Annotated in this window: 21 protein-coding genes; 12 read left to right on the forward strand and 9 right to left on the reverse strand. The window is 61.9% G+C overall.

Annotated features, from left to right (window positions below; all coding sequences use genetic code 11):
- The first annotated feature begins 73 nt into the window (after positions 1–73).
- Positions 74–1,312 (forward strand): maltoporin, encoded by a 1,239-nt coding sequence (locus tag GYB81_RS08655; RefSeq protein ID WP_161866641.1) that lies wholly within the window; start codon positions 74–76, stop codon positions 1,310–1,312.
- A gap of 180 nt (positions 1,313–1,492) precedes the next feature.
- Here the strand turns inward: GYB81_RS08655 and mapR are convergent, their stop codons facing one another.
- Together mapR and ccoG are read right to left on the reverse strand one after the other, a co-directional pair.
- A complete protein-coding gene (gene mapR / locus GYB81_RS08660) occupies positions 1,493–2,905 on the reverse strand; it encodes a GntR family transcriptional regulator MpaR (RefSeq protein WP_161866640.1) in 1,413 nt (470 codons plus the stop codon).
- Between the two features lie 237 nt (positions 2,906–3,142).
- Positions 3,143–4,555, reverse strand: a complete 1,413-nt coding sequence (gene ccoG, locus GYB81_RS08665; RefSeq protein WP_161866639.1) for a cytochrome c oxidase accessory protein CcoG — start codon at positions 4,553–4,555, stop codon at positions 3,143–3,145.
- A gap of 340 nt (positions 4,556–4,895) precedes the next feature.
- Here ccoG and nirA point away from each other — a divergent pair, with 340 nt between their 5' ends.
- From nirA to GYB81_RS08690, 5 genes are all read left to right on the forward strand, one after another.
- The gene (nirA, locus tag GYB81_RS08670) at positions 4,896–6,563 is read left to right on the forward strand and encodes a nitrite reductase NirA (RefSeq protein ID WP_161866638.1); all 1,668 of its coding nucleotides are present in this window, start codon (positions 4,896–4,898) and stop codon (positions 6,561–6,563) included.
- The gene (locus GYB81_RS08675; RefSeq protein ID WP_161866637.1) at positions 6,560–7,081 is read left to right on the forward strand and encodes a DUF934 domain-containing protein; all 522 of its coding nucleotides are present in this window, start codon (positions 6,560–6,562) and stop codon (positions 7,079–7,081) included. Before nirA ends, GYB81_RS08675 begins: the two co-directional genes overlap by 4 nt.
- Positions 7,078–7,431, forward strand: a complete 354-nt coding sequence (locus tag GYB81_RS08680) for a CidA/LrgA family protein (RefSeq protein WP_161866636.1) — start codon at positions 7,078–7,080, stop codon at positions 7,429–7,431. Before GYB81_RS08675 ends, GYB81_RS08680 begins: the two co-directional genes overlap by 4 nt.
- Positions 7,428–8,111, forward strand: a complete 684-nt coding sequence (locus GYB81_RS08685) for an LrgB family protein (RefSeq protein WP_161866635.1) — start codon at positions 7,428–7,430, stop codon at positions 8,109–8,111. The genes GYB81_RS08680 and GYB81_RS08685 overlap by 4 nt, the downstream gene beginning before the upstream one ends.
- Before the next feature lie 193 nt (positions 8,112–8,304).
- Positions 8,305–8,847, forward strand: a complete 543-nt coding sequence (locus GYB81_RS08690; protein ID WP_161866634.1) for a hypothetical protein — start codon at positions 8,305–8,307, stop codon at positions 8,845–8,847.
- A gap of 369 nt (positions 8,848–9,216) precedes the next feature.
- Here the strand turns inward: GYB81_RS08690 and plsB are convergent, their stop codons facing one another.
- The 7 genes from plsB to GYB81_RS08725 form a co-directional block, all read right to left on the reverse strand.
- Positions 9,217–11,700, reverse strand: a complete 2,484-nt coding sequence (gene plsB, locus GYB81_RS08695; protein WP_161866633.1) for a glycerol-3-phosphate 1-O-acyltransferase PlsB — start codon at positions 11,698–11,700, stop codon at positions 9,217–9,219.
- Between the two features lie 418 nt (positions 11,701–12,118).
- Positions 12,119–12,961, reverse strand: a complete 843-nt coding sequence (locus GYB81_RS08700) for an EamA family transporter (RefSeq protein WP_161866632.1) — start codon at positions 12,959–12,961, stop codon at positions 12,119–12,121.
- A gap of 141 nt (positions 12,962–13,102) precedes the next feature.
- Positions 13,103–13,495, reverse strand: coding sequence for a hypothetical protein (locus GYB81_RS08705; protein WP_161866631.1), 393 nt, complete (start codon positions 13,493–13,495; stop codon positions 13,103–13,105).
- 170 nt (positions 13,496–13,665) lie between these two features.
- Positions 13,666–14,271, reverse strand: coding sequence for a DUF7822 domain-containing protein (locus GYB81_RS08710; RefSeq protein ID WP_161866630.1), 606 nt, complete (start codon positions 14,269–14,271; stop codon positions 13,666–13,668).
- 107 nt (positions 14,272–14,378) lie between these two features.
- The gene (locus GYB81_RS08715) at positions 14,379–14,816 is read right to left on the reverse strand and encodes a DUF695 domain-containing protein (protein ID WP_161866629.1); all 438 of its coding nucleotides are present in this window, start codon (positions 14,814–14,816) and stop codon (positions 14,379–14,381) included.
- A gap of 106 nt (positions 14,817–14,922) precedes the next feature.
- Complete coding sequence (locus GYB81_RS08720; protein ID WP_233787525.1) at positions 14,923–15,399, reverse strand: tetratricopeptide repeat protein; 477 nt, start codon at positions 15,397–15,399, stop codon at positions 14,923–14,925.
- A 1,212-nt stretch (positions 15,400–16,611) separates the two neighbouring features.
- Positions 16,612–17,025 carry a hypothetical protein gene (locus tag GYB81_RS08725; RefSeq protein WP_161897787.1) on the reverse strand — a complete coding sequence of 138 codons (414 nt, stop codon included), beginning with the start codon at positions 17,023–17,025 and terminating at the stop codon, positions 16,612–16,614.
- 146 nt (positions 17,026–17,171) lie between these two features.
- Between GYB81_RS08725 and GYB81_RS08730 the strand changes: the two genes are divergently transcribed.
- The 6 genes from GYB81_RS08730 to GYB81_RS08755 all read left to right on the forward strand — a co-directional run bounded on the left by GYB81_RS08730 (position 17,172) and on the right by GYB81_RS08755 (position 23,365).
- Entirely contained in the window at positions 17,172–18,137 is a 966-nt protein-coding gene (locus GYB81_RS08730; protein ID WP_161866626.1) for an integron integrase, read from the forward strand.
- A 168-nt stretch (positions 18,138–18,305) separates the two neighbouring features.
- Positions 18,306–19,229 (forward strand): ABC transporter ATP-binding protein, encoded by a 924-nt coding sequence (locus GYB81_RS08735; protein ID WP_161866625.1) that lies wholly within the window; start codon positions 18,306–18,308, stop codon positions 19,227–19,229.
- Positions 19,226–19,957: an ABC transporter permease subunit gene (locus GYB81_RS08740; protein ID WP_003244158.1), complete on the forward strand. Its 732-nt coding sequence runs from the start codon at positions 19,226–19,228 to the stop codon at positions 19,955–19,957. The genes GYB81_RS08735 and GYB81_RS08740 overlap by 4 nt, the downstream gene beginning before the upstream one ends.
- Before the next feature lie 12 nt (positions 19,958–19,969).
- On the forward strand, positions 19,970–21,796 hold the full coding sequence (locus GYB81_RS08745) for a GldG family protein (protein ID WP_161866624.1): 1,827 nt from the start codon (positions 19,970–19,972) through the stop codon (positions 21,794–21,796).
- A 137-nt stretch (positions 21,797–21,933) separates the two neighbouring features.
- The gene (locus tag GYB81_RS08750) at positions 21,934–22,926 is read left to right on the forward strand and encodes a DUF4340 domain-containing protein (RefSeq protein ID WP_161866623.1); all 993 of its coding nucleotides are present in this window, start codon (positions 21,934–21,936) and stop codon (positions 22,924–22,926) included.
- Between the two features lie 229 nt (positions 22,927–23,155).
- Entirely contained in the window at positions 23,156–23,365 is a 210-nt protein-coding gene (locus GYB81_RS08755) for a cold-shock protein (RefSeq protein WP_013716441.1), read from the forward strand.
- Positions 23,366–23,643: the final 278 nt, after the last annotated feature.

Below are 23,643 nucleotides of genomic sequence, written 5' to 3' on the forward strand. Positions count from 1 at the left end.
CTCAAGAGAACGAAGTACCGTCGCTGCGGCGGTGATCCGCAGCATCGCTCAATAAAAACAATCAGGAGCAACGATGAAGACCACACCGCAAACCCTCACCCGCTCGCTTGGAGCTCCCTGTCTGCTGGCCCTGGCCATCGGCGCACCGCAGGCACAGGCCGTCGAGTTCACCGGTTACCTGCGCAGTGGTATCGGTGGCGCGGATACCGGCGGTACGCAGCAATGCTTCCAGTTGCCGGGCGCGCAATCGAAGTACCGCCTCGGCAACGAGTGCGAGCAGTACGTCGAGCTGGATCTGCGCCAGGACCTGTTTCGCCTGGATGACGGCTCTGTGATCAGCGTCGAGGGCATGGCGCAGCTCTACAACCAGTACGGGCACACGCCGAAATTCACTGGCGATTATGGCTTCGCGCGGATGAACCAGATGTACGCCGAGTGGAGCAACATGCCGGCGCTAAACGGCGGCTCGCTGTGGGCCGGGCGGCGCTTCTACAAGCGTAACGACATCCACATTTCCGATTTCTACTACTGGAATCAGAGCGCCACCGGTTTCGGTATCGACGAGATGGTGATCGGTGACCTCAAGTACAGCTACGTGTTCTCGCGCAAGGACAACTACGACCAGGACCCCTATATCAACCGTCACGATTTCAACGTCGGCGGTTTCCAGGTCAATCCGGGTGGCGAACTGGAGGTCGGTGTCAGCTACATCGACAAGCCCGACAGCACCGACAGCCACAGCGGTTGGGCGGTGACCGCGCAGCACAAGCAGGAGGACTTCCTCGGCGGGGTCAACACCATCGCCCTGCAGTACGGGCGCGGGCCGGGTACCGGCCTGGGCTATACCGGCGATCCGACGCTGGACAACAGCAACCGCAGCTGGCGCCTGGTGGAGTTCTTCGACTTCCAGATGACGCCGCGTCTCGGTGGCCAGGTGCAACTGGTCTACCAGAAGGACAAGCGCCCGGATGGTGCGGATCAGAACTGGCTGTCCATCGGCGGCCGTACCAGCTACGCCTTTACCGAGCAGTTCAAGCTGGTCGGCGAAATCGGTCGCGATCAGGTCGAGGCGCCCGGTGGCACGCGCAAGCTGACCAAGTTCACCATCGCGCCGACCTGGTCGCCCGCCGGCCCCGGTTTCTGGGAGCGCCCGGAAATCCGCCTGTACTACACCTACGCCAGCTGGAACCGGGCGGCGCAACGGGCCGCCAACCTGCTGGCCGACGGCTCGGCATTGTCCGAGAACGGCGCCTTCGGCAGCGCGCGCAATGGCTCCAACTTCGGCGTGCAGGTGGAGTACTGGTGGAAGTAGCCAGTCGGTAGGGTGAATCTCGCTCCACCGTTCCACCGTTCCACCGTGGGTGTCAGGTGGTGGATGAGAAGCGCACTGCGCTGGACTGTAGCCCGGATGCAATCCGGGGCGACCCTTGCTCCGGCTGCCGGATTCATCCGGGCTACGACAGTACGTAAGGCGCGCCGTGCGCGCCAGGCGTCAGAGCAATCCCGCCACCAGGCGCCCGAGCACTTCCATGGCCTGTTCACTGCGCGGGCTCCAGGGGTGGCCGTAGTTCAGCCGTGCGCAGTGACGAAAGCCCTGACTGGCGGAGAAGATCGGCCCCGGTGCCAGGCTGATGCCCTGAGCCAGCGCCAGGCGCAGCAGTTGCAACGAGTCCAGGCGCTCGGGAAATTCGAACCATAGGAAGTAGCCGCCCGAAGGACGCGTGACCCGCGTGCTGGCGGGAAAGTGCCGGGCGGCAGAGGCGAGCATGGCGCTCTGCTGCATTTCCAGGGCGTGGCGCAGCTTGCGCAGGTGGCGGTCGTAGCCGCCGTGCTGCAGGTAGTCGGCCAGCGCCGCCTGGGCCGGCACCGAAGGGGATATGGTGGTCATCAGCTTGAGCCGGGCGATCTGCTCGGCATAGCGCCCGCCGGCCACCCAACCGATGCGGTAGCCCGGCGCCAGGCTCTTGGAGAAGGAGCTGCAATGCATCACCAGCCCGTCACGGTCGAAGCTCTTCACCGGCTTGGGCGGGTGGCTGCCGAAGTACAGCTCGGCATAGACGTCGTCTTCGATCAACGGCACCTGATGCTCAACCAGCAGGTCGTACAGCGCCTGTTTCTTGGCCTCGCTCATGCTCGCGCCCAGCGGGTTCTGCAGACTGCTCATGAACCAGCAGGCCTTGATCGGCAGTTGCCCGAGGCTGTCGGACAGGGCAGCCAGGTCGATGCCCTCGCGCGGATGCACGGGGATTTCCACCGCCTTGAGCTGCAACCGCTCCAGCACCTGCAGGCAGGCGTAGAAGGTTGGCGACTCGATGGCCACCAGGTCGCCCGGCTGGGTCACGCACTGCAGGCAGAGGTTGAGCGCCTCCATGGCGCCGTTGCTGATCACCAGCTCCTCCATCGGCAGCATCACGCCACTGACCATGTAGCGCAGGGCGATTTGCCGGCGCAGGTCGGCGTTACCGGCGGTCATGTCGGCGATGATCTCGTGCGGCGAGAGCATGCGCAGGGCGTGCGCCATGCTCTTGGCCAGGCGCGGCAGGGGAAACAGGTCGGGGCTGGGGAAGGCCGAGCCGAAGGGGACGGTGTGCGGGTCCTTGAGCGAGGCGAGTACCGAGAACACCAGCTCGCTGACGTCCACCTCGGTGGTTTGCGCCGCGTGGGTGGTCAGCTCCGGCTCGTGCAGCGGACGCTTGGCGTGTTCACGCACGAAATAACCCGAGCGTGCGCGTGCCTGGATCAGGCCGCGGTCTTCCAACAGGTAGTAGGCCTGGAACACGGTGGACGGGCTGACCCCGTAGGTACGGCTGGCGTGGCGCACCGAGGGCACCTTCTCGCCGGGGCCGAGCACACCGGTGCGGATCAGCTCGGCGATCTCGTCGGCGAATTTTTCGTAGCGCTTCATCCTGTCCTGATTCACCGAGGTAAAGAGGGGAGGTGAATACTTTACGGGGTGAGCGGCAGACATGGCAGGGTCTCGTGAAGGGGCGCACATCGGTTGTGGCAACCGTAGCCCGGATGCAATCCGGGGACGTATCTCGAACCGCCCCCGGATTGCATCCGGGCTACGCGATTCGCCGCGGGGCGCGGCTCCTACAGGAATGTGGCAGAACCTGTAGGAGCCCCGACTCGGGGCGAAGCTTTAGCGCAGCGGCGCGAGGAAGGTGCTCTGGGTGCTGACGTGGCTCTGCGAGTCGGCCTGGTCACGTACCTCGAAGCGGATGGTTTGCGGGCCGGCAGCGTTGTGCGAGGCCGTCAGTGCGACGCTGACCGGCAGATCGCGAATCTCCCCCGGTGCCAGGTTCAGCGTGCGCGGACCGTGCAGTTCGAAGTCGCCGGCATCGACCAGCTCGATGGCATAGCTGCGCGCTTGTTGGGTCTTGTTGATGATCTTCAGGCTGTAGATGTTCTCGATCTGGCCCAGCGAGTTCTCGCGGAACAGACCACGGTCGCGGGTCACGTCCAGGGAGATCAGCGGGCGTTCGGCCAGCGCCCAGGCGAAGGCGCCTATCATCACCGCCAGCATTGCCGCGTAGCCGATCAGGCGTGGGCGCAGCCAGTGGGTCTTGCCGCCGGCCAGTTCACGTTCCGAGCTGTAACGCACCAGGCCACGCTCATAGCCGAGCTTGTCCATGACACTGTCGCAGGCGTCGATGCAGGCGCCGCAGCTGAGGCAGTCGAGTTGCAGGCCATCACGAATATCGATGCCGGTGGGGCAGACCTGTACGCAGATGGTGCAGTCGATGCAGTCGCCCAGACCTTCGGCCTTGTAGTCGGCGTCCTTGCGGCGCGGGCCGCGGGTTTCGCCACGGGCAGCGTCGTAGGAGATGATCAGCGTATCGCTGTCGAACATCACGCTCTGGAAGCGCGAGTAGGGGCACATGTCGCGGCATACCTTCTCACGCAGCCAGCCGGCGTTGATGTAGGTGGCAGCAGTGAAGAACAGCACCCAGAACGCCGTGGTGGCACCGACTTCGAAGGTGGCCAGGTCGAGCGTCAGTTGGCGAATCGGAGTGAAGTAGCCGACGAAGGCCAGCGCGGTGACCAGGCTGACCGCCAGCCACAGGCCGTGCTTGGCGCTGCGCCGGGCCAGTTTCTGCAGCGACCAGGGCGCGGCATCGAGCTTGATGCGCTGGCCGCGGTCGCCTTCGGTGATCTGCTCCACGCGCATGAACACCCAGGTCCACACGCTCTGTGGGCAGGCGTAACCGCACCAGACGCGACCGGCCAGCACGGTGATGAAGAACAGGCCGAAGGCGGCGATGATCAGAATCGCCGAGAGCAGGATGAAATCCTGCGGCCAGAAGGTCGCGCCGAAGATATGGAACTGGCGATTGTCCAGATCCCAGAGCACGGCCTGGCGGCCATTCCAGTCGATCCAGGCGGTGCCGAAGAACAGCAGAAACAGCAGACCGGCACCGAGCAGGCGCAGGTTGCGAAAGCGCCCGGTGAAGCTGCGCGTGTGGATCGGGCCGCCGGCCTGGGCCGGTGTCAGGCGTATGGGTCTGGCGGGGTCGATGGTCTCGACGGCTCGCACGGGGATCAGTTCGGTCATGGTATTGCCCTCATCAGGCGTTTATCAGGCTGGCGCCATGATCCGAGGGCAACTGATCGCAAAACAGACTCAGGTTTTCGATAAAAAAGCGGATCAGATGATTGCGGCAAGCGCCGACTCAAGGCCCATGCAGATCACCGAGCCCCGTCCTGTCTGGTGTCTAGCGCCTCATGCCGAGCGATACGCTGACAAGGCTGCGACATCGCGCCGCGCCAAACAGAGCCCTGTATCGCCGACTGCCGCTTTTCTCTGATCCGCTTTTTTAGAGCTTTTCTGGCGCTGTTTTCAGTGCACGCCTGGCAGGCATAGTCGACGCCCCGTGATCAGGAGGCATGCCGGCATGTACCAATACGACGATTATGACCGCGCGCTGGTGCGCGAGCGGGTCGCTCAGTTTCGCGACCAGGTACAGCGGCGCCTGGCCGACGAGCTGAGCGAGGAGGAGTTCCTGCCGCTGCGCCTGCAGAACGGCCTGTACCTGCAGAAGCATGCCTACATGCTGCGTGTGGCAATCCCCTACGGCACGCTGTCGGCGAACCAGCTGCGCGCCCTGGCGCATATCGCCCGCGAGTACGACCGCGGTTACGGGCATTTCACCACGCGGCAGAACATCCAGTTCAACTGGGTCGAACTCGAGCGCGTGCCGGACATTCTCGACTGGCTGGCCGAGCACGACATGCATGCCATCCAGACCTCCGGCAACTGCGTGCGCAACATCACCACCGAAGCCTTTGCCGGCGTCGCTGCCGACGAGTACCTCGACCCACGCCCGCTGGCCGAGATTCTCCGTCAGTGGTCGACGGTCAACCCGGAATTCCTCTTTCTGCCGCGCAAGTTCAAGATCGCCCTGTGCGCCGCCGAGCAGGATCGCGCGGCGATCCAGGTGCATGACATCGGCCTGCAGCTGTACCGCGACGAAGCCGGCGAGCTGCGCCTGCGCGTGCTGGTCGGCGGCGGCCTGGGGCGCACGCCGATCACCGCCCAGACCCTGCGTGAGGGTCTGCACTGGCAGGACTGCCTGTCCTACGTCGAGGCCATCCTGCGCGTGTACAACCGCTACGGCCGGCGCGACAACAAGTACAAGGCGCGCATCAAGATTCTGGTCAAGGCCCTCGGCATCGAGGCCTTCGCCGCCGAGGTGGAGCGCGAGTGGCAACCGATCAAGGACGGCCCGGCGCGCCTCACCGAGGACGAATACCAGCGCGTCGCGGTGTCCTTCCACAAGCCAACCTATGCGCCGCAGGACGCCATCGATCTCGACTTCGGCACCCATCTGGCGCAGGACGAGGCCTTTGCGCGCTGGGTCGCGCGTAATGTCATGGCACATCAGGTAGCGGGCTACGTCAGTGTGGTGCTGTCGACCAAACCGGGCGTCAGTGCGCCGCCCGGCGATGTTACCGCCGAGCAGATGGCAGCCGTGGCCGACTGGAGCGAGCGCTACGGCTTCGGCGAGATTCGCGTCGCTCACGAACAGAACCTGGTGCTGCCCGACGTACGCAAGGCCGACCTGTACGCGCTATGGAAAGAGGCCCAGGCGGCCGGGCTGGGCACGGCCAATGCCGGGCTGCTGACCGACATCATCGCCTGCCCGGGTGGCGACTTCTGCGCGCTGGCCAACGCCAAGTCGATCCCCATCGCCCAGGCCATTCAGCAACGCTTCGACGATCTCGACTACCTGCACGACCTGGGCGACATCAGCCTGAACATTTCCGGCTGCATGAATGCCTGCGGCCATCACCATATCGGCAACATCGGCATCCTCGGCGTCGACAAGAACGGCAGCGAGTGGTACCAGCTGACCCTCGGTGGCAGCCAGGGCCAGCAGGCGGCGCTGGGCAAGGTGATTGGCCCGTCCTTCGCCGCCGAACAGGTGCCCGACGTGATAGAGCGTATCGTGCGCACCTACGTGGATCATCGCGAGGTTTACGAGGGCTTTCTCGATACGTTCCAGCGCATTGGTCTGGAGCCGTTCAAGGCGCGCGTCTACAGCCACGAGGAGGTGGCATGAACAATCTGATCCGTCTGATCGAGGGCCAGGCCTGCATCGTCACTGACGATCCCTGGCAACTGCATGAGGCCGACCAGGGCGAGCCGCTGATCCTGCCACTGGCGGCCTGGCGTGAGCGACAGCCCGTGGAGGTGCTGGAGGGCAGGGCGATGAGCGCCGATGCTCTGCTGCTGCAGGTGGATGACGAGCCGCAAGCGCTGCAGCCGTTTCTCGCCAGCCTGCCGCTGATCGCCATCGAATTTCCCAGCTTCCGCGATGGCCGCGGCTACAGCCAGGCCTACCTGCTGCGTACCCGACTGGGTTGGCGTGGCGAGTTGCGTGCCGTCGGCGACGTACTGCGCGACCAGCTGGCGCACATGCGCCAATGCGGCTTCGATGCCTTCGCCGTGCGCGCCGATAAATCGGTCGAGGATGCAATCAAGGGGCTGCAAGGGCTCAGTGTGTTGTATGGTCGTTCGGTTATCGAGCCGCGTCCGCTGTTTCGCCGGGGACGCCAGAAGGAGGAATCGAAATCATGATGGTGCGTGGCCTGTTCTGGCTGGTACTGCTGCAGTTGTTCGGCGTGGCCCTCAACCACTGGCTGCTACCGATGCTGCCGGCGTCCATCATCGGTCTGCTGTTGCTCTCGGTCTGGCTGATGTGGCGCGGCGCCCTGCCGGAGCCGCTGCAGCAGGCTGCCGGCGGTTTGCTGCCGTATCTGCCGCTGCTGCTGGCCGTGCCGGCCTCGGGCATCATGACCAGCAGCGATTTGCTGCTTGGTGAACTGCCAGTGATCGCCACGGCGCTGGTGCTGTCGTTGCTGGTGACCGTACCGTTCTGCGGCTGGCTGCTGCAGACACTGATTCGCCGTCAGGAGCGCAAGGGATGACGCTGCTGACTCACCATCCGCTGTTTGCCATCGCCCTGACCCTGGCCGCCTTTCTGATCGCCGCCTGGCTCTACCGCCGCAGCGGCTGGCTGGTGCTGCAGCCGGTGCTGGTGTCGGTGACGCTGATCGTCACCACCCTGCTGCTGTGTGGGGTCGATTACGCCACCTACCGCGCCGGTGCCGAGCCCGTCGCCTGGCTGCTGGGACCGGCCACCGTAGCCCTGGCGGTCCCGCTGCAACACAACATCAGGCGCATCCGTCAGTTGTTCTGGCCGGTGCTGATCACTCTTGCCGCCGGCGGCGTATTGTCGGTGGCATTGACCCTGGCCATCGGCTGGGCATTGGGCGCCGACTGGAGCGTGGTGATGAGCCTGGCGCCGAAGTTCGTGACCATGCCGATTGCCATGCCGGTAGCGGAGCAGATCGGCGGCGTCGCTTCCCTGGCCGCGGTGATGGTGATGCTCACCGGGGTGATCGGCACGGCCATGGGGCCGCTGCTGCTGCGCTGGGCAAAGGTGGATCACCCGGCCGCCCGTGGCCTGAGTTATGGCATCAATGCCCACGCCATCGGCACCGCTCATGCCCTGCAGGAAGGCGAGGAGTGTGGCGCATTTGCGGCTCTGGGCATGAGCCTGATGGGCATCGGCACCGCCTTGCTGCTGCCGCTGCTGCTGGCCTGAGCCGGGCGCAATCCCGCCACGCCTGCGGCCGAGCCGGATCCGACTGCCGTGACCCTGTACGGCGTTTATGCGTGAAACGTGAACCCGTCCTGTGTTATGCGCAGGGCGGGTTTTCTTTTTCAGGCCAGGCGTTTATGTTGCCGCGCAAGCGGGCCTACAGCCCGCTTCATCATCATGGATGGATAGGGCGAATATGGACAAACCTGCTATCGTCACCGAAGCATGGCGCATTCTCGAGCCAGTCGATCTGAAGGACTTCGAAGTCTTCGCCGGCGCCGCTGAAGCCGAACGCTATGACGCCTATCAACAGGCGCTGGGCTTCACCCTGCCGATCGAGTTTCGCGAGTTCAGCCTCTCCAATCTCGGCGGCGTCTATATCACCGCGCGCGAGGAGATCTGGCCGCAGGCCAAGGAATTCGACGTCGGTCCGGCCTGGACCTTCTGGCGTGGTGTGATGGTCTTCGGCCTGGGCGCAGAGGTGCCGGATTGGTTGAGCCTTGAGGCGAAACTCGGAGAAGTGCATAAGCACCAGATCGAGGACTTTGCACCTGTTTTCAAGGTGCAGGGCTCGCCCTACCTATACGGCTTCCGCCCCGACCACTCGCTGGCCGTGTTCGATGGCTACGAGCTCGTAGCGGACAAGGCAGGCTGTTTCATCGAGCTGTTTCGACGCGAGGTCGAGGCACTGCTCGAGCGCGTCGAGGAGATGAAGGCGAGGCTCGCAGGTCGGAGCTAAAGCCTCGCCTCGGATGTGGGCTTGATGGTGCCTGCATCTCTCTGCCATGGCCTGCCGGTTTATGCCTGATGACTCGTACCCGGATGAAATCCGGGGAAATACACAGATTGCGGCTTAAGCCTCTACCGCAGATATCCCGCCTCTGTGGGAGCGGCTTCAGCCGCGATTTTTCCAGTCCCAAGCCGCGGATTGCATTCGGGTTACGCAAGATTGCGCGATCATCGAGGTTATCCGAGATCCCTAGCCTTCGCGGCTGAAGCCGCTCCTACGGGGCCGTTGCCACGCTCAAGCTGGCAGCGGCTGATCTGCAGGGAGCTGCGCGCCGTCATCGATCCGGCGAGACGCGGCGCAGCCTAAGGCCCTGTTCGATCAGGGCGTTACCGGCTCGTCCTCGTTGCGATCCAGCGCCACCTGGCGGATCGACAGGCGAATCTCCGCCGGCAACACGCGTTTGGCGGCGCCTTCGGCCAGTTCGCTGAGCAGCGGATGATGGCTGAGCTTGCCGGCTTCGTCCTGACGCAGCACGCCCTGATCCAGCAGGCTCTGGATGAAGTGACGGAACAGGCTCTTGTCGAAGAACTCCGGCGCGTTCAAACCATGCAGGATCGACAGGCGCTGGGCCATGACCGTGCACAGGTCTTCCAGCTCTTCGGCGCTGATCGCGTTCTGCCCGGCGTTGAGCAGCAGGGCGATGGCCATGTAGAAGCGCTGCAGGGTCTGCGCCACAGAACGCGACAGCAGCGTCAGCAGCACGAACTGGCGCGAGCTCGGCGCCGGGCGCACGTACACGTCGCCCTCGACCTTGAGCAGGCCCTGTTCGACGAAGGCCGCCAGCCACTGGTCGATCACGTCTTCCAGCTCGCTCTGTTCCCAGCGGATGAACAGCTCGGACTGCAGATAGGGATACAGCGCGCCGGCGTAGCGCAGGATCTGCTCGCGGCTGATCCGTGCGCTGCTCTGGAAGAAGCTCGCCAGCAGCGCCGGCAGGGCGAAGATGTGCAGCACGTTGTTGCGGTAGTAGGTCATCAGGACGGCGTTCTGCTCGTCCAGGTAGAGAATCTTGCCGAGGGCGTCCTTCTGCTCGGCCAGCAGATCCATGCCCTTGACGTGCTCGATCAGCGCCGCGCCGTCACCGTCCGGCAGGGTGGTGTGCGGCGAGTAGGGCACCGCGCGCAGCAGCGCCAGATACAGGTCGAGCACGCGCGCCAGGGCGCGGTCGTCCAGGGCCAGCTTGCTGGTGGACAGCAGCGCCAGGGCCACCAGGTTGACCGGGTTGATCGAGGCCGCCTCGTTGAGGTGACGCGCCACGCGCTCGCCCAGGCGGTTGGTGGTTTCATTGAGCCAGGCCGGGCGGTACTGCGGGCCCAGCTCCTGCTGGCGCCAGCCGGGTTGCTGCTGGTCGAGGAATTCCGCCAGCTTGATCGGCTCGCCGAAGTTCACCGAGACCTGGCCGAAGCGCTGTTTGAGCGCGCCGAGCACCTTGAACAGGTCGAAGATCGACTCCTTCTTCTTGCTCGCGCCGCGCAGTTCGCCCAGGTAGGTGCGGCCTTCCAGCACGCGCTCGTAACCGATGTACACCGGCACAAAGACGATGGGCAGGCGATGTGAGCGCAGGAAGCTGCGCAGGGTGATGGCCAGCATGCCGGTCTTCGGCTGCAGCATGCGCCCGGTGCGCGAGCGCCCGCCCTCGACGAAGTACTCCACCGGGAAGCCCTTGCTGAACAGCATGTGCAGGTATTCGTTGAACACCGCGGTGTACAGCGGGTTGCCCTTGAAGGTGCGGCGCATGAAGAACGCGCCGCCACGGCGCAGCAGGCCGCCGATCACCGGCATGTTGAGGTTGATGCCGGCGGCGATGTGCGGCGGCGTGAGGCCGTTGCGGAACAGCAGGTAGGACAGCAGCAGGTAGTCGATGTGGCTGCGGTGGCAGGGCACGTAGATCACCTCGTGGCCCTGGGCGATGTCGCGCACGCCTTCGACGTTGTGCACCTTGATGCCGTCGTAGATCTTGTTCCAGAACCAGGAGAGCACCAGCTCGAGGAAGCGGATCACCGTGTAGGTGTAGTCCGAGGCGATCTCGTTGCCGTAGCGAAGCGCCTGGGCTTCGGCTTTCTCCAGGCTGATCTTCTCGCGCTCGGCTTCCTCGGCAATCGCCTGGCGCACCATCGGATCGTGCACCAGGCCCTTGACCAGGTTGCGCCGGTGCGACACGTCCGGGCCTATCACCGCAGCCTTCTGGTTGCGGAAGTGCACGCGCAGGATGCGATGCACCATGCGCAGGGTGCGCTCCTGACCCTTGTCCTGCTCGACCAGCTCGCGCAGGTGAATCGGCGTGGAGAACTGCACGCGGGTCTTGCGTCCGAGAATCAGGATGCTGACCAGCCGGCGCAGTCGCCCGGTGACTGCCCAGCTATCGGCGAACAGCAGCTTCCAGGCGCTGGTTTCGCGGTCCGGCGACTGCCCCCAGAACACGCTGACCGGCACGATCTGCGCGTCGTCCACGGCATGCTGGCCGAGGGCGGTGACCACTCGATCCAGAGTTGGCGAGATGCCGCGCTTGTCCTGGCGGCCGAACCAGTCAGGTTCCGGCGTCAGGTAGAAGAAGGCGGCGGGCTCGATGTGTTCCCCGACCGCCACCGGCAATACCGGGCGCGGCAGGCCGGCCTTGGTGCACTCGCGGTCGACCACCGCCAGGTCGCTCACCGAGGGCTGCTGCAGCACGTAGAACACCGGCTTGCTGCGGTCGAGCTTGAGGGTGAAGGCGGACTGGTTGATGGTTTCCGAGCGTACCCAGAGGTACAGCAGGCGGCGCAGCGCGCTGAAGGCCATGCGGCGGAAAGGGGAGCGGGTCATACGGACTCTTGAGCAGTTAAACGAGCGGATGCTCGGGAAGGGCGCTAGTGTGCCGCAAGCCGCCTCTGGCGGGCAAAAAACTCGTGCGTCCAGGCGGTCAGCCCGACCAGCATGTCTGCGGTGTATGACGAAAAAACGGTCGACGACTCAGCACTCGTTGACTAACAGAACTACAAATCGGGTCCCGGGTTCCCGAACGGAATACCAAGTCAGACCGTTGTCATCGCGCGTTTCGCTTCATGACCTGCTGGTTACGTTGGTACCAGGTAGGAGCGAGCTCTGCTCGCGAAGCTTTTGCGCTTGAGGTTCGCGAGCAGAGCTCGCTCCTACAAGTGTCCTTGCAGCCTGGGCCGGGCAGCGATCCGCTTTAGCCCACCAAGTCGTGATTTCGCCATCCGCTTGCGGCACCGCAAACCCCTCACGCCAGCTTCATCACCACCACACCAGCCGCAATCACCGCGCACGCCAACAGACGAATCGGCCGCAACCTTTCCTTGAGCAAAACCGTTCCCAGCAGCACGGCGAACACCACACTGGTCTCGCGCAAGGCAGAGACCAGCGCCACCGGCGCCTGGGTCATGGCCCAGATGACGATGGTGTAGGCGGCCATGGACATCGCCCCTCCGGCCAGCCCTCCACGCCAGTGCGGGCCCAGCTGCAGAAAGGCGCGTGGCCCACGGCTGATGGCCAATACAGCCGCCATCACCCCGCCGTTGACGGTGAACAGCCACAGCGAATAGCTCAGCGCATCGCCATTGGCGCGGGCACCCATGGCGTCGCTCAAGGTATAGCCGGCGATGAACAGTGCCGTCATCAACGCACAGGCCAGCATCGCCCCCTGTGGCGCCTTGTGCTGGCCCCCACGCAGGGCCATCAGCCAGATGCCCAGCACCAGTACCAGCAGCCCCAGCAGCTGCAGGGCACCGAGCCCGTCATGCAGGAACAGCAGCGACAGCAGGGCCACCATCAGTGGCGAGCTGCCTCGCGCAATCGGGTAGACCTGGCCGAGGTCGCCGTACTGGTAGGCGCGGGCAAGAAAGAAGTTGTAGCCGATGTGCAGCAGCGCCGAGAGCGCGATCCATGGCCAGGCCGAGGCCTGTGGCAGGGCCACAAATGGCAAGGCGCAAAGCGCCACCAGCCCTGCGCCTATCTGGATCAGCGTGGCGGTGAGGAAACGGTCGAGACCGATCTTGAGCAGGGCGTTCCAGCCGGCATGCAGGGCGGCGGCGGCGATGACGGCGAGAAAGACCGTGGTTTCCAATAAGGGCCTCTGACTAGGGAATCAGGTGGTGCTGCTCGAAGCGCAGCAGCATCGCTGACGCCTGTGACAAAAAGAAGACTATCGGCTAGTTATGGGCTGCGTCGATGCAAGCGAAGGTACAGTGCCGCTAGCCAGCGCGTATCAGGCCACGGCCTGTCGTCGCGCACTCAGCAGATAGAGCAGGGTGAACACGATAACCAGCACGTCCAGAACCACCGCTGCAGCCGCCTTGGCCAGATAGGCCTGGCCGTGAACGATCAGCAGCGACACGAAGACGGCCTTGCTCAGCGCTGCAATCACGGCGCAGAGCGTCCGGTGTCGTGCGTTCAACGCGCCATAGATCAGCAGTACGCCCATCAGCCCGACCAGTGCCGACCAACTGCGAATGACCAGAGATTGCAACTGCCCGTCGAAGGACGCGCCGAACATCGACTGCAGCGCCTCCTGCGGCGCGAACAGACCATAGAACATGGTGGCGGTAAGCACGCCGGACACCATCATCAACCATTTGAAATGACGTGCGATAAGACCCATGGCGGTTCCTTCCTTTCCGGTGTTGGCGGCATGCAGCTTAGCCTTGAAACGAGTGCATCACCTGGGATGAAAGCAGCGGTCGGGTCATTGCACCTCAGGCGCCGGTACGCAGCTTCTATATCGTTGCAGGGCCTCTTCAGCGTGCCGTGGCGGAATCCCGGCAGAGTTGTTCATGTATCGCTGAAGTCGAAGTACAGGGTGTTCGACCAGTTTCCAAGTCCGAGGCCATACAGGCTGGGCATCACATCATGCGCAGGGGGCGCTGGCTCGGGCGTGCGGCCGAACAGCCTGGAAAGGAAACCAACGGGTTTGGGTGGCGCCACAGGAGGTGGCAGCAGGGATTGCAACGCCTGGTCCATTTCAGGCCCCAGATCATTCAATTCCGTCAGCAGCGCCAGGTTCTGCTCAAGAAGGGGCTCGTCACCCATGTCGAAAATTTCACCGCACTCCAGCACCAGGTACTGGTTCTGGCTTTCTGGTTTATGCAGGAACTCGAGGGCTTCGGCAATCAGCGGCTGAGCTTCAGGCAGGTGTATTTGCGAGAGGAAGCCTTCAAGGTTCTTCACGCCACTGGCGTAATCACCTATCAGGGCGATTTCCTCTGAATTGTCCCAAATCGAGGAGGGGCAGGTTCTCGGAGCGCCGGAGAGAAGAATCTTGAAAACGATGGGAATGTCGTAGTTCCACTCCGAGATGCCAATGAGCTTGCGGCCACTGGCCTTGGCGCTCGGGCCTGGAATGACATTGGTTGAATAGAGGTAGCTGCGGTTGGCCACGATGATCGTTCCGATGCTTGTGAAGTGGAGGCAAGGTCGCGCCAGCAAAAGTGGCGAGCCGGTTGCCCTTCGTCATGCAACCGGCTCCGGGGCGTGTGCGGGCAGGCTCAGTGCACGGTGCTCATGCTTTGGTGCAGCTTGGCCAGATCGCTCCAGTCGCGGTCCTCGTAGAAGTTGATCTCGATGGGATAGACCGGATGATCGCTCAGCGCCTCGTTGACGTTGGCCATGAACGCTTCGCGGTCCGCGATGTAATAGACGAACTCCTTCAGACCGTTGCCAGTTGCCGTGTAGGCATCCAGATAGAGCGTGCCGTTGCCGCCGATGGTCTCCAGCCCGTCCTCGAGCCTGATCATTTCCTTGTTGATCTGCGCTGACGGCAAACCGTTGTTTTCCGATGCCTCGTACTTCCAGGAAATGACCGTCAGCCAGGGCATCTTTTGCTGAATGTTCAGAGGAGGAGCGTCGGCGATGAATTTATAGATGATCGGTTTGCCTTCGACCGTTGCCTTGGCGACTGACCAGATGCGTTCTGTGGATGCCATGGAAGATGCTCCCGCTAAAAAGAAACACAACAGAAAGAGGGCGATTCTCATGATGTTCGGTCATGCCATTGAAGTGAAGCGGTGGACAACCTCCTGAACCCATTGGCTATGGATATTTGAGCGTGACGTTCAACTTTTTGTGGCAATCCCGCGTCTGCGGATCCTGCTCGCCCAGCTGCCCGGCGAAGATGGCGCAGGCGATCTGCAGATGCTCCCTGGCCTGCCGGTACTGCCTGGACCGGATCATCGCCCACCCCAGGTTGCCATTGGCGATGCCGATGTTGAGATGTTCGGCCGGGTAGTGCCGCTCGTCCACGTTCAGCGCTTGTCGAAGTGATTCCAGACCTTTCTGAAATTGACCATCGAGGACGTAGGCCTGGCCGAGGTACGTCCAGCGGCCGCCGAGGTAGGGATCATCAGGATCGAGGTTCTGGTCGATATCCAGCGCGGTCCTGAAATAGGGAATCGCTGCCTTGTAATCCTGGCGTTCCAGCAGGCGTACGCCGATCTCGTGGCTCAGAAAGGCGAGCGATTGCTTGTGCAGGTAATCGTCGGTTTTCTCCAGGTTGTAGCGCTCGATCATCCTGCTCAGCGCCTCATCGGCTAGAGCCCAATGGGGCAGCAGGCAGATCAGGAAAAATAGAACCACGCGCATGCATCATCCTTTTGCATAGCCAAACGGTCAGCCCGCAACGGGCGGTGCGATTACCAAGCGCTGTGGGTAGGAAGCTATTCCATTTCCAGGGGTTGTGTCCACGCCGACTCGACGCCGCGTTTCGGACCTCGCTGTCGCTCGGGCTGCCTGCGAAGTTCGAGGCTTGGTACTCGAGTGTCTCTGAATCGTCTTCGTTCTCGGTTGTGGTGAATCGCGAAGCGCTCGGAACAGGCGAGTCCTGCAGTGGAACAAGGCCGATAACAATGATGATCGTCGTGATCAATTGAACGTTTGGCCGCCGTTGCGCAGGGCGGTAGCGCTCAGAACAGGCGGATAAACGAATGCAAGCGCGGTGACGACGGGATCGAAAAGCTATTGCCCACTGCTTGTGGGGGAGAGTCCATATACATTTGTTAGGAGGTCGTTACCCAGAGTGCCTCGTTATTGATGACGCTAGTTGGAAAGCAAAAAAGGCTAAAAGCCCAAATGCTAGCGGTTTTGGGATTGGTTTTTTAATGCTGATATTAAATGGTTGTAGAAAAAATACTGGAGCTAAAGCCCAGCTGAAAATCATTGAAATTAATCCGAGATCCTGAAGCAAGGAGCTGGGTGTAATGTTACTCTTCTGAATATAAGTTATCGCAACCAAAATAATGCTGCACAATAGCCAAAACGCTGACATGTACTTTTCTTTGGCGGTCCATGCTGATATTTCCATACTGATTCCTAGCGTTTGGTTAAGGGGCGGGCTTTAGCCCGTCCCGGCGAGCGGAGCGAGCTACTTGAACCGCTAGTTAGAGTTGCTTGCGGTAGATTTTTGTTTCGCAAGGCGAATTAAAAATTTTAGAGTTCTTATTGTGAATATGGCGATAATTGCCAATGCGGATATAAAAAATACTGACATGGAAATTGTTATTGGCCAAAATGCGGCGCTAGCACCTTCTTTATAGCAGTCCCCCAAGATTCTTGGGCAACCTATATATAGGTAATAAAGGCTAGCAAAAAATCGCACTGACATTGCTAGAAACGATGTGATAAGCCACGGTTTCAGATTTTTCGGATGCATGTATGGCTCTAACATTTGGTAAAGGGCCGGCTTTAGCCGGTCCCGAGAGCGAAGCGAACGACTTGAGCCAGTTGTTAGGACGCATCTCGCACAATTTTTAGATTGTGAACGGTGTTGTTCATGAATTTAATTACCAGTATAGATTTGTGCCAGCCTAAGCCGGAGCACTGTCCTAGCTTATATGAAAATGTTGAGTCAGAGATTTTATCTGGGGTTCCGAGGATTTCAGAGACTTGCTTTTTGGTTTTGCTTTTTAAGATTTCTTTTTGAATTAAATCCAGCGCCATTCCGCCGCGCACGCAGCCAGGGTCATTGGTGATTTTGTACGGATTAGAAAGCTCTACCCAGTTTGATGAACTGAATGGTTCTGCACCCGATGTCACATCAAAATAGTAACTCCATGTTAGAGCGGCAATAAAAAACACTATTGCTCCTATGGTAAGAAGCAATAGTGCTTGTATGGCTTTGAAAATAGCTCGAAACACCATGATGCTTCCTAACTATTAATTAGACGACATTCATGTCGCGTTTCCACGCGACAGCTGTCGCATAATCTTCCTTGTCGTCTTGCAAGTCCTTGTCTAGCTTGAAGGTTGTCGCGGCAAACGCGACAGCACCTAGGGAGAAACGCGACATGGATGACGGCAAGCCCAAGCTGCTGGATCAAGTACGCCAGCAAATTCGAGTCAGAAACTATGCCATCCGTACCGAAGCTGTCTATGCCGAATGGGTAAAGCGCTACATCCGCTTTCACCACTATCGGCATCCGGCGGAGATGGGCGCGGCTGAGATCGAGGCTTTTCTGACCCATCTTGCGGTTAAGCGAGACGTGTCTGCCTCGACACAGAACCAGGCTCTGGCCGCTCTGCTATTCCTCTACAAGGAAGTGCTCAAGCTGGATTTGCCTTGGTTGCAGGGGGTCGTACGGGCGAAGAAACCCAAGCATCTGCCGGTGGTGCTTACCCGCAGCGAGGTCGATGCCCTGTTGGCTCAACTGCAGGGCGATAGCTGGATCGTTGCGAATCTGCTCTATGGTGCTGGATTGCGATTGCTTGAGGCGCTTCGGCTACGAGTCAAGGATGTCGACTTTACCCGGCGAGAAATCATCGTGCGTGATGGTAAGGGCCAGAAAGATCGGGTAACCATGCTGCCAATGCGTGTCGTCGAGCCTTTACGGCAAAATTTGAACAAGGTGCAGCGCGTGCATCAGGGCGATCTGGCCGAAGGCTTTGGCGAGGCTAATTTGCCGTTCGCGCTGGCGCGAAAGTATCCGAATGCGGCGAAGGAGTGGGGATGGCAGTTCGTTTTCCCGTCGGGCAATCGCTCTCATGATCCACGCGGGCACGGCATTTATCGCCATCACCTGCATGAGAAAACCATCCAGAGGGCGGTGCGTGAGGCCGCTCGGCGTGCTGGCTTGGTCAAGCATGCGACGCCACATTCGTTACGTCATTCCTTTGCCACGCATCTTCTGGAGGCAGGCCAGGACATTCGCACCGTGCAGGAGTTGCTCGGCCACTCAGATGTGAAGACAACCATGATCTATACCCATGTGCTCAACCGAGGTGGCCTGGCGGTGTTGAGCCCTCTGGATCGCTAAACACATATTCCATTTACTACTTGTTTCGGCCTGCTGACTGAACTTTTCAGTTTTGATACGGTCTGGCCCTCGTCCGGGCGTGTGCTTTCGTTCGTGCCCGGCGTTCTTGCGGCCGGCGCTCTCGCGATGGTTTCGCTGAGCGCAGGCCATTCGCGACGGTGAGAGGCCATGATCGATATAAGAAACCTGACCAAGCGTTTTGCGCAGCACACGGCAGTCGATGACTTGTCGTTCCAGGTCCAGCCAGGGGAAGTGCTGGGCTTTCTCGGCCCCAACGGGGCCGGCAAATCCACCACCATGAAGATGCTCACCGGCTTTCTCGCGCCGACCTCAGGCACGGCGAGCATCCTCGGTTGCGATATCCAGACCCAGACCCTCGAAGCCCAGCGGCAGATCGGTTATCTGCCGGAAGGCGCGCCTTGCTATGGCGATATGACGGTGCGCGGCTTTCTCGACTTTATCGCCGAGGTACGCGGTTTTCGCGGTGGCGAGAAGAAGCAGCGCGTGCAGCACGCGGTGGAGCAGGTGGAGCTGGAAAAGGTGCTGGAGCAGAGCATCGAGACGCTCTCCAAGGGCTTCAAGCGCCGCGTCGGCCTGGCCCAGGCGATCCTGCATGACCCGCGCGTGCTGATCCTCGATGAGCCCACCGATGGCCTCGACCCGAACCAGAAGCACCAAGTGCGCCAGCTCATTCAGGGCCTGGCGCGCGACAAGATCGTGATCATTTCCACCCACATCCTCGAAGAGGTCACGGCGCTGTGCACCCGCGCGGTGGTGATCGCTCAGGGCCGCCTGCTGGCCGATGGCACGCCGCTGGAGCTGGAAAGCCGCTCGCGCTATCACCAGGCGGTGACGCTGGTGGCCGATGATGCGCTGGACCAGGCTGCCCTCGCGGCGCTGCCGGGTGTCGCCGGTGTCGAGGAGAACGCCCGCGAGCACAGCCTGAGCGTGCTGGCGCAGCCGGGCGAGGTGATCTTCCCGCAGGTCAATGCGCTGATTGCCGAACGCGGCTGGAAGGTCAAGGAACTCAACGTGGAACGCGGCCGCCTGGATGAAGTGTTCCGCACGCTGACCCGGGGAGAGCAGCCATGACCCAGTTGCCCGTGATCTTCAAGCGCGAGCTGGCGAGCTATTTCGCCACGCCGCTGGCCTATGTGTTCATCGTCATCTTCCTGGTGCTGTCCGGGGTGTTCACCTTCTACCTGGGCGGTTTCTTCGAGGGCGGCCAGGCCAATCTGTCCGCCTTCTTCAACTTCCACCCCTGGCTCTATCTGTTCCTGGTGCCAGCGATTGCCATGCGCCTGTGGGCGGAGGAGCGCAAGTCCGGCTCCATCGAGCTGCTGATGACCCTGCCGATCACCCGCTTCGAGGCGGTCACCGGCAAGTTCCTGGCGGCCTGGGTGTTCGCCGGCATCGCGCTGCTGCTGACCTTCCCGATGATCATCACCGTCAACTACCTGGGCGAGCCGGACAACGGTGCCATCGTCACCGGCTACATCGGCAGCTGGCTGCTGGCCGGCGCCTATCTGGCCATCGGCTCGTGCATGTCGGCGCTGAGCAAGAATCAGGTGATCGCCTTCATCCTGGCGGTCAGCGCCTGCTTTTTGTTCATCGTCAGCGGCTTTCCCATGGTGCTCGACGCCTTCGCCTGGGCGCCGCAGTGGCTGGTGGACGCCATTGCCTCGCTGAGCTTCCTGGTGCGCTTCGATGCCATCAGCAAGGGCGTGATCGATCTGCGCGACCTGCTGTATTTCCTCTCGCTGATCGCCGCCTGGCTGACCGCCACCGCCGTGGTCATCGACCTGAAGAAAGCCGACTGAAGGAATGCGCCCATGAAAAAGCTGATCTATTCCGGCGCCGGGCTGCTGCTGATCGCGGTGGCCTTTCTCGCCTTCAACCTGCTGGCCGGCCTGGGCCTGGGCGGTGCCCGTCTGGACCTGACCGAGCAGAAGCTCTATACGATCTCTGACGGCACCAAGCAGATCCTCGGTGAGCTGGATGAGCCGATCAACCTGTACTTCTTCTACTCGGACAAGGTAGCCAAGAACCTGCCGGCGCTGCGCACTTATGCCCAGCGCGTGGAGGAGATGCTCAAGGCCTACCAGGTCCAGGCCGGTGGCAAGATCCGCCTGCACGTCATCGACCCCGAGCCCTTCTCAGAGGACGAGGACAAGGCTGCCGAATTCGGCCTGCAGGGCATCCCGCTGCAGCAGGGCGGCGACTCGATCTACTTCGGCCTGGCCGGCACCAACGGCCTGGATGACACCCAGGTGATCCCGTTCTTCGCCCTGGATCAGGAGGAGCATCTGGAGTACGAGCTGAGCCGCCTGGTGCAGACCCTGGCCAAGCCGGAACTGCCGGTGGTTGGCGTGCTCTCCGGGCTGCAGATGACCGGCGGCTTCGACATGATGGCGCGGCAGCCGACGCCGCCGTGGATGGTGCTGGAGCAGGTGCGCCAGTTGTTCCAGATCGAGCAGCTCAAGAGCGATGTCGACCAGATTCCCGAGAACGTCTCGGTGCTGTGGCTGGTGCACCCGAAGAACCTGCCCGAGCAGACCCTGTACGCCATCGACCAGTTCGTGCTGCGCGGCGGCAAGCTGATGGTGTTCGTTGACCCTTACGCCGAGGCTGATACCGGCGATATGCCGGGTGAGATGGCGGTGGACAAGTCGTCAAACATCGAGCCGCTGTTCAAGGCCTGGGGCCTGCGCCTGGTGCCGGACAAGGTGCTCGGCGATGGCTCCTACGCCATGTCCGTCAACCGTGGTCAGGGCCAGCGCCCGGTACGCCACGCCGCCTGGCTGAGCCTGCCGCGCAAGGCGCTGGACCAGACCGATATCGCCACGGCCGGGCTGGAAAGCGTCACGGTCGCCACCGCTGGCATTCTCGAACCGGTGGAAGGGGCGAAGACGCGTTTCATCCCGCTGATGCAGAGCTCCGAATATGCCATGCCCTTCGACGCCCAGCGTTTCGCCATGCTCAGCAACCCGGAAGAGTTGATCCGTGAACTGGAGCCGACCGGCGAGCGCTACACCATCGCCGCGCGTATCGACGGTCCGGCGCAGAGCGCCTTTCCCGATGGCATCGAAGGACGCAAGGACGGCCTCAAGCAGGCCGACAATATCAACGTCATCGCCGTGGCCGATACCGACATTCTCAGCGACCGCATGTGGGTGCAGGTGCAGGATTTCTTTGGCCAGCGCATGCCGCAGCCCTGGGCCGACAACGGCAGCTTCACCATCAACGCGCTGGACAACCTGACCGGCTCCGAGGCGCTGATCAGCGTGCGTTCGCGTGGTCGCTTCAGCCGTCCGTTCGTGGTGGTCGAAGAGCTGCAGCGCGCTGCCGAACAGCGCTTCCGCGATAAGGAGCAGGCCCTGCAGGCGCGTCTGGCCGAGACCGAGCAGCAACTGGCGGCGCTGCAGCAAAGCGACGATCCAAATCTTGAACTGACGCCGGAGCAGCAGGGCGCGCTGCAGCGTTTCATCCAGCAGAAGCTGGAGATTCGCAAGGAGCTGCGCGAGGTGCGCTACCAGCTCAACGCCGATATTGAGGCGCTGGGGCGCACGCTGAAGATCATCAACATCGCCCTGATGCCGGCGCTGCTGACGCTCGGCGTGTTGGCGTTGTGGCTGTGGCGGCGCCGTCGTCGCGCTTGAGGGTTATCACCTGTGGGAGGCGCTTCAGCGGCGACAGTCGCGGCTAAAGCCCCTCCCACGAATCGATCCACCGCTGCGGTGGATGTAAAAAGCGACATCCACCCCTACGAGATTAGCCATTCAACTGTGAGGAGATCATGGGACGTAAAGGTCTTATCGCATTGATCGTTATCGTGCTGCTTTGCGTGCTGGGTTACCTGGCCGTGCAGCGCAGCCAGCAACAGAACCTGGCGCAGATCGAACCGGCGCCGTGGTTGGCGGCCGAACAGGGTTATCTGAGCACGTTGCAGGCCTTGGAGATCGAGCAGCCGGGGCAGCCGCCTGTGCGTATCGAGCGACGCGGCGAGCAGTGGGTGGTGCCGGCCAAGGCCGATTATCCGGCGGCGCCGCAAGCGCTGGCCGAGCTGCTGCGGGCCTTGCGCGAGGCACGTACGGTGGAGGCCAAAACCGCCAATCCGCAGTGGCACGCGCGCCTGGGACTGGCCGAGAAGGGGGAGGGCGATGAACAGGCGGTGCGTGTGAAGCTTCAGTTCGAGGGGCATGCCGACCTGGATTTGCGTTTGGGCAATCCCTCCCGGCAGGGCAGCGGGCAACTGGTGCGACGTGCCGGTGAGGATCAGGTGTGGCTGATCGATCAGCAGTTGCAGGTGCCGACCCGTGAGCTGGACTGGCTGGATCGACGCATCACCGACATCCCGTTCACCCGCATCGCCAGTTTGCTGCTGCGCTACGCCGATGGCGAGAAACTCACGCTGAAGCGCGCCGATGCCGAGCAGTACAACTTCGTGGTCGAGGAGTTGCGCAAGGAACAGAAACTCAGCTTCGAGGGTGCAGCCAATAGCGTTGCGCTGGTGTTTTCCAACCTGCAGTTTGCCGATGCCGCACCGCTGGCGCAGGTGGGCTTCAAGCAGCCGCCGATGCTGCAGTTCAGTCTCGCCGGTTTCGATGGACAGAAGCTTGAGGGGGCGCTGTACAAGCAGGGCGAGCAGCATTGGTTGTTGCTTGGCGAGCATGAAGGTTTCAACGCCGCAGAGGTGAGTGGGCGCCGTGAGTGGGCCTACCGGCTGGAGCCTGAACAGGTTCAGCGGCTGGCGAAAAAGTTGCGCGATCTGTTGGTCAAAAGCTCGTAAAAAACGCTGTAACCCGCGTAAGTTCCGGGTTCGTGCCTGTTCCAAAAAAGTGCTTTTCAGTCACAATCCATGCTTTATACTCGGCCTTCGGCTGTAGCAAGAACGCGAATCGCTTGACCTGCTCCAAGCTCGATTGCCGGGGGTGGCGAATGCTGAGAAGAACGTTTTTACCGAGCCGTCAAAGCGCCTTCGGGACAATAAAAACATAGCGAGTTTGGAGAAGTTGGTAATGGCAGATCGTGAGACCGGAACCGTCAAATGGTTCAATGATTCCAAGGGTTACGGGTTCATTCAGCGCGAAAGCGGCCCGGACGTATTCGTTCACTACCGCGCCATCCGCGGCGAAGGTCACCGCACCCTGGTCGAAGGCCAGAAGGTCGAGTTCGGTGTGACCCAGGGCCAGAAAGGCCTGCAGGCGGAAGACGTCTCGGCGCTCTGAACGCCAAGCTCGTAATGCCACAAGGCCCGTCGATGACGGGCCTTGTCGTTTGTGGGCTGTTCGGGCTGCGAAGGTGAAGAACACTGTAGCCCGGATGAAATCCGGGGTAATGCCTCGGTCAGGCCCCGGATTGCATCCGGGCTACGGACTGAATTCGAGTTGCTTTTGCTCCCCTCTCCCATTTATGGGAGAGGGGCTGGGGGAGAGGGCCGGAGCGCCGCGAAATTGCCTGCTGGCTCCAACCTTTGGCGGCCCCTGACCCTCTCCCGCCCTTCGGG

Source organism: Pseudomonas yangonensis (genome assembly GCF_009932725.1).
Lineage (GTDB): Bacteria > Pseudomonadota > Gammaproteobacteria > Pseudomonadales > Pseudomonadaceae > Aquipseudomonas > Aquipseudomonas yangonensis.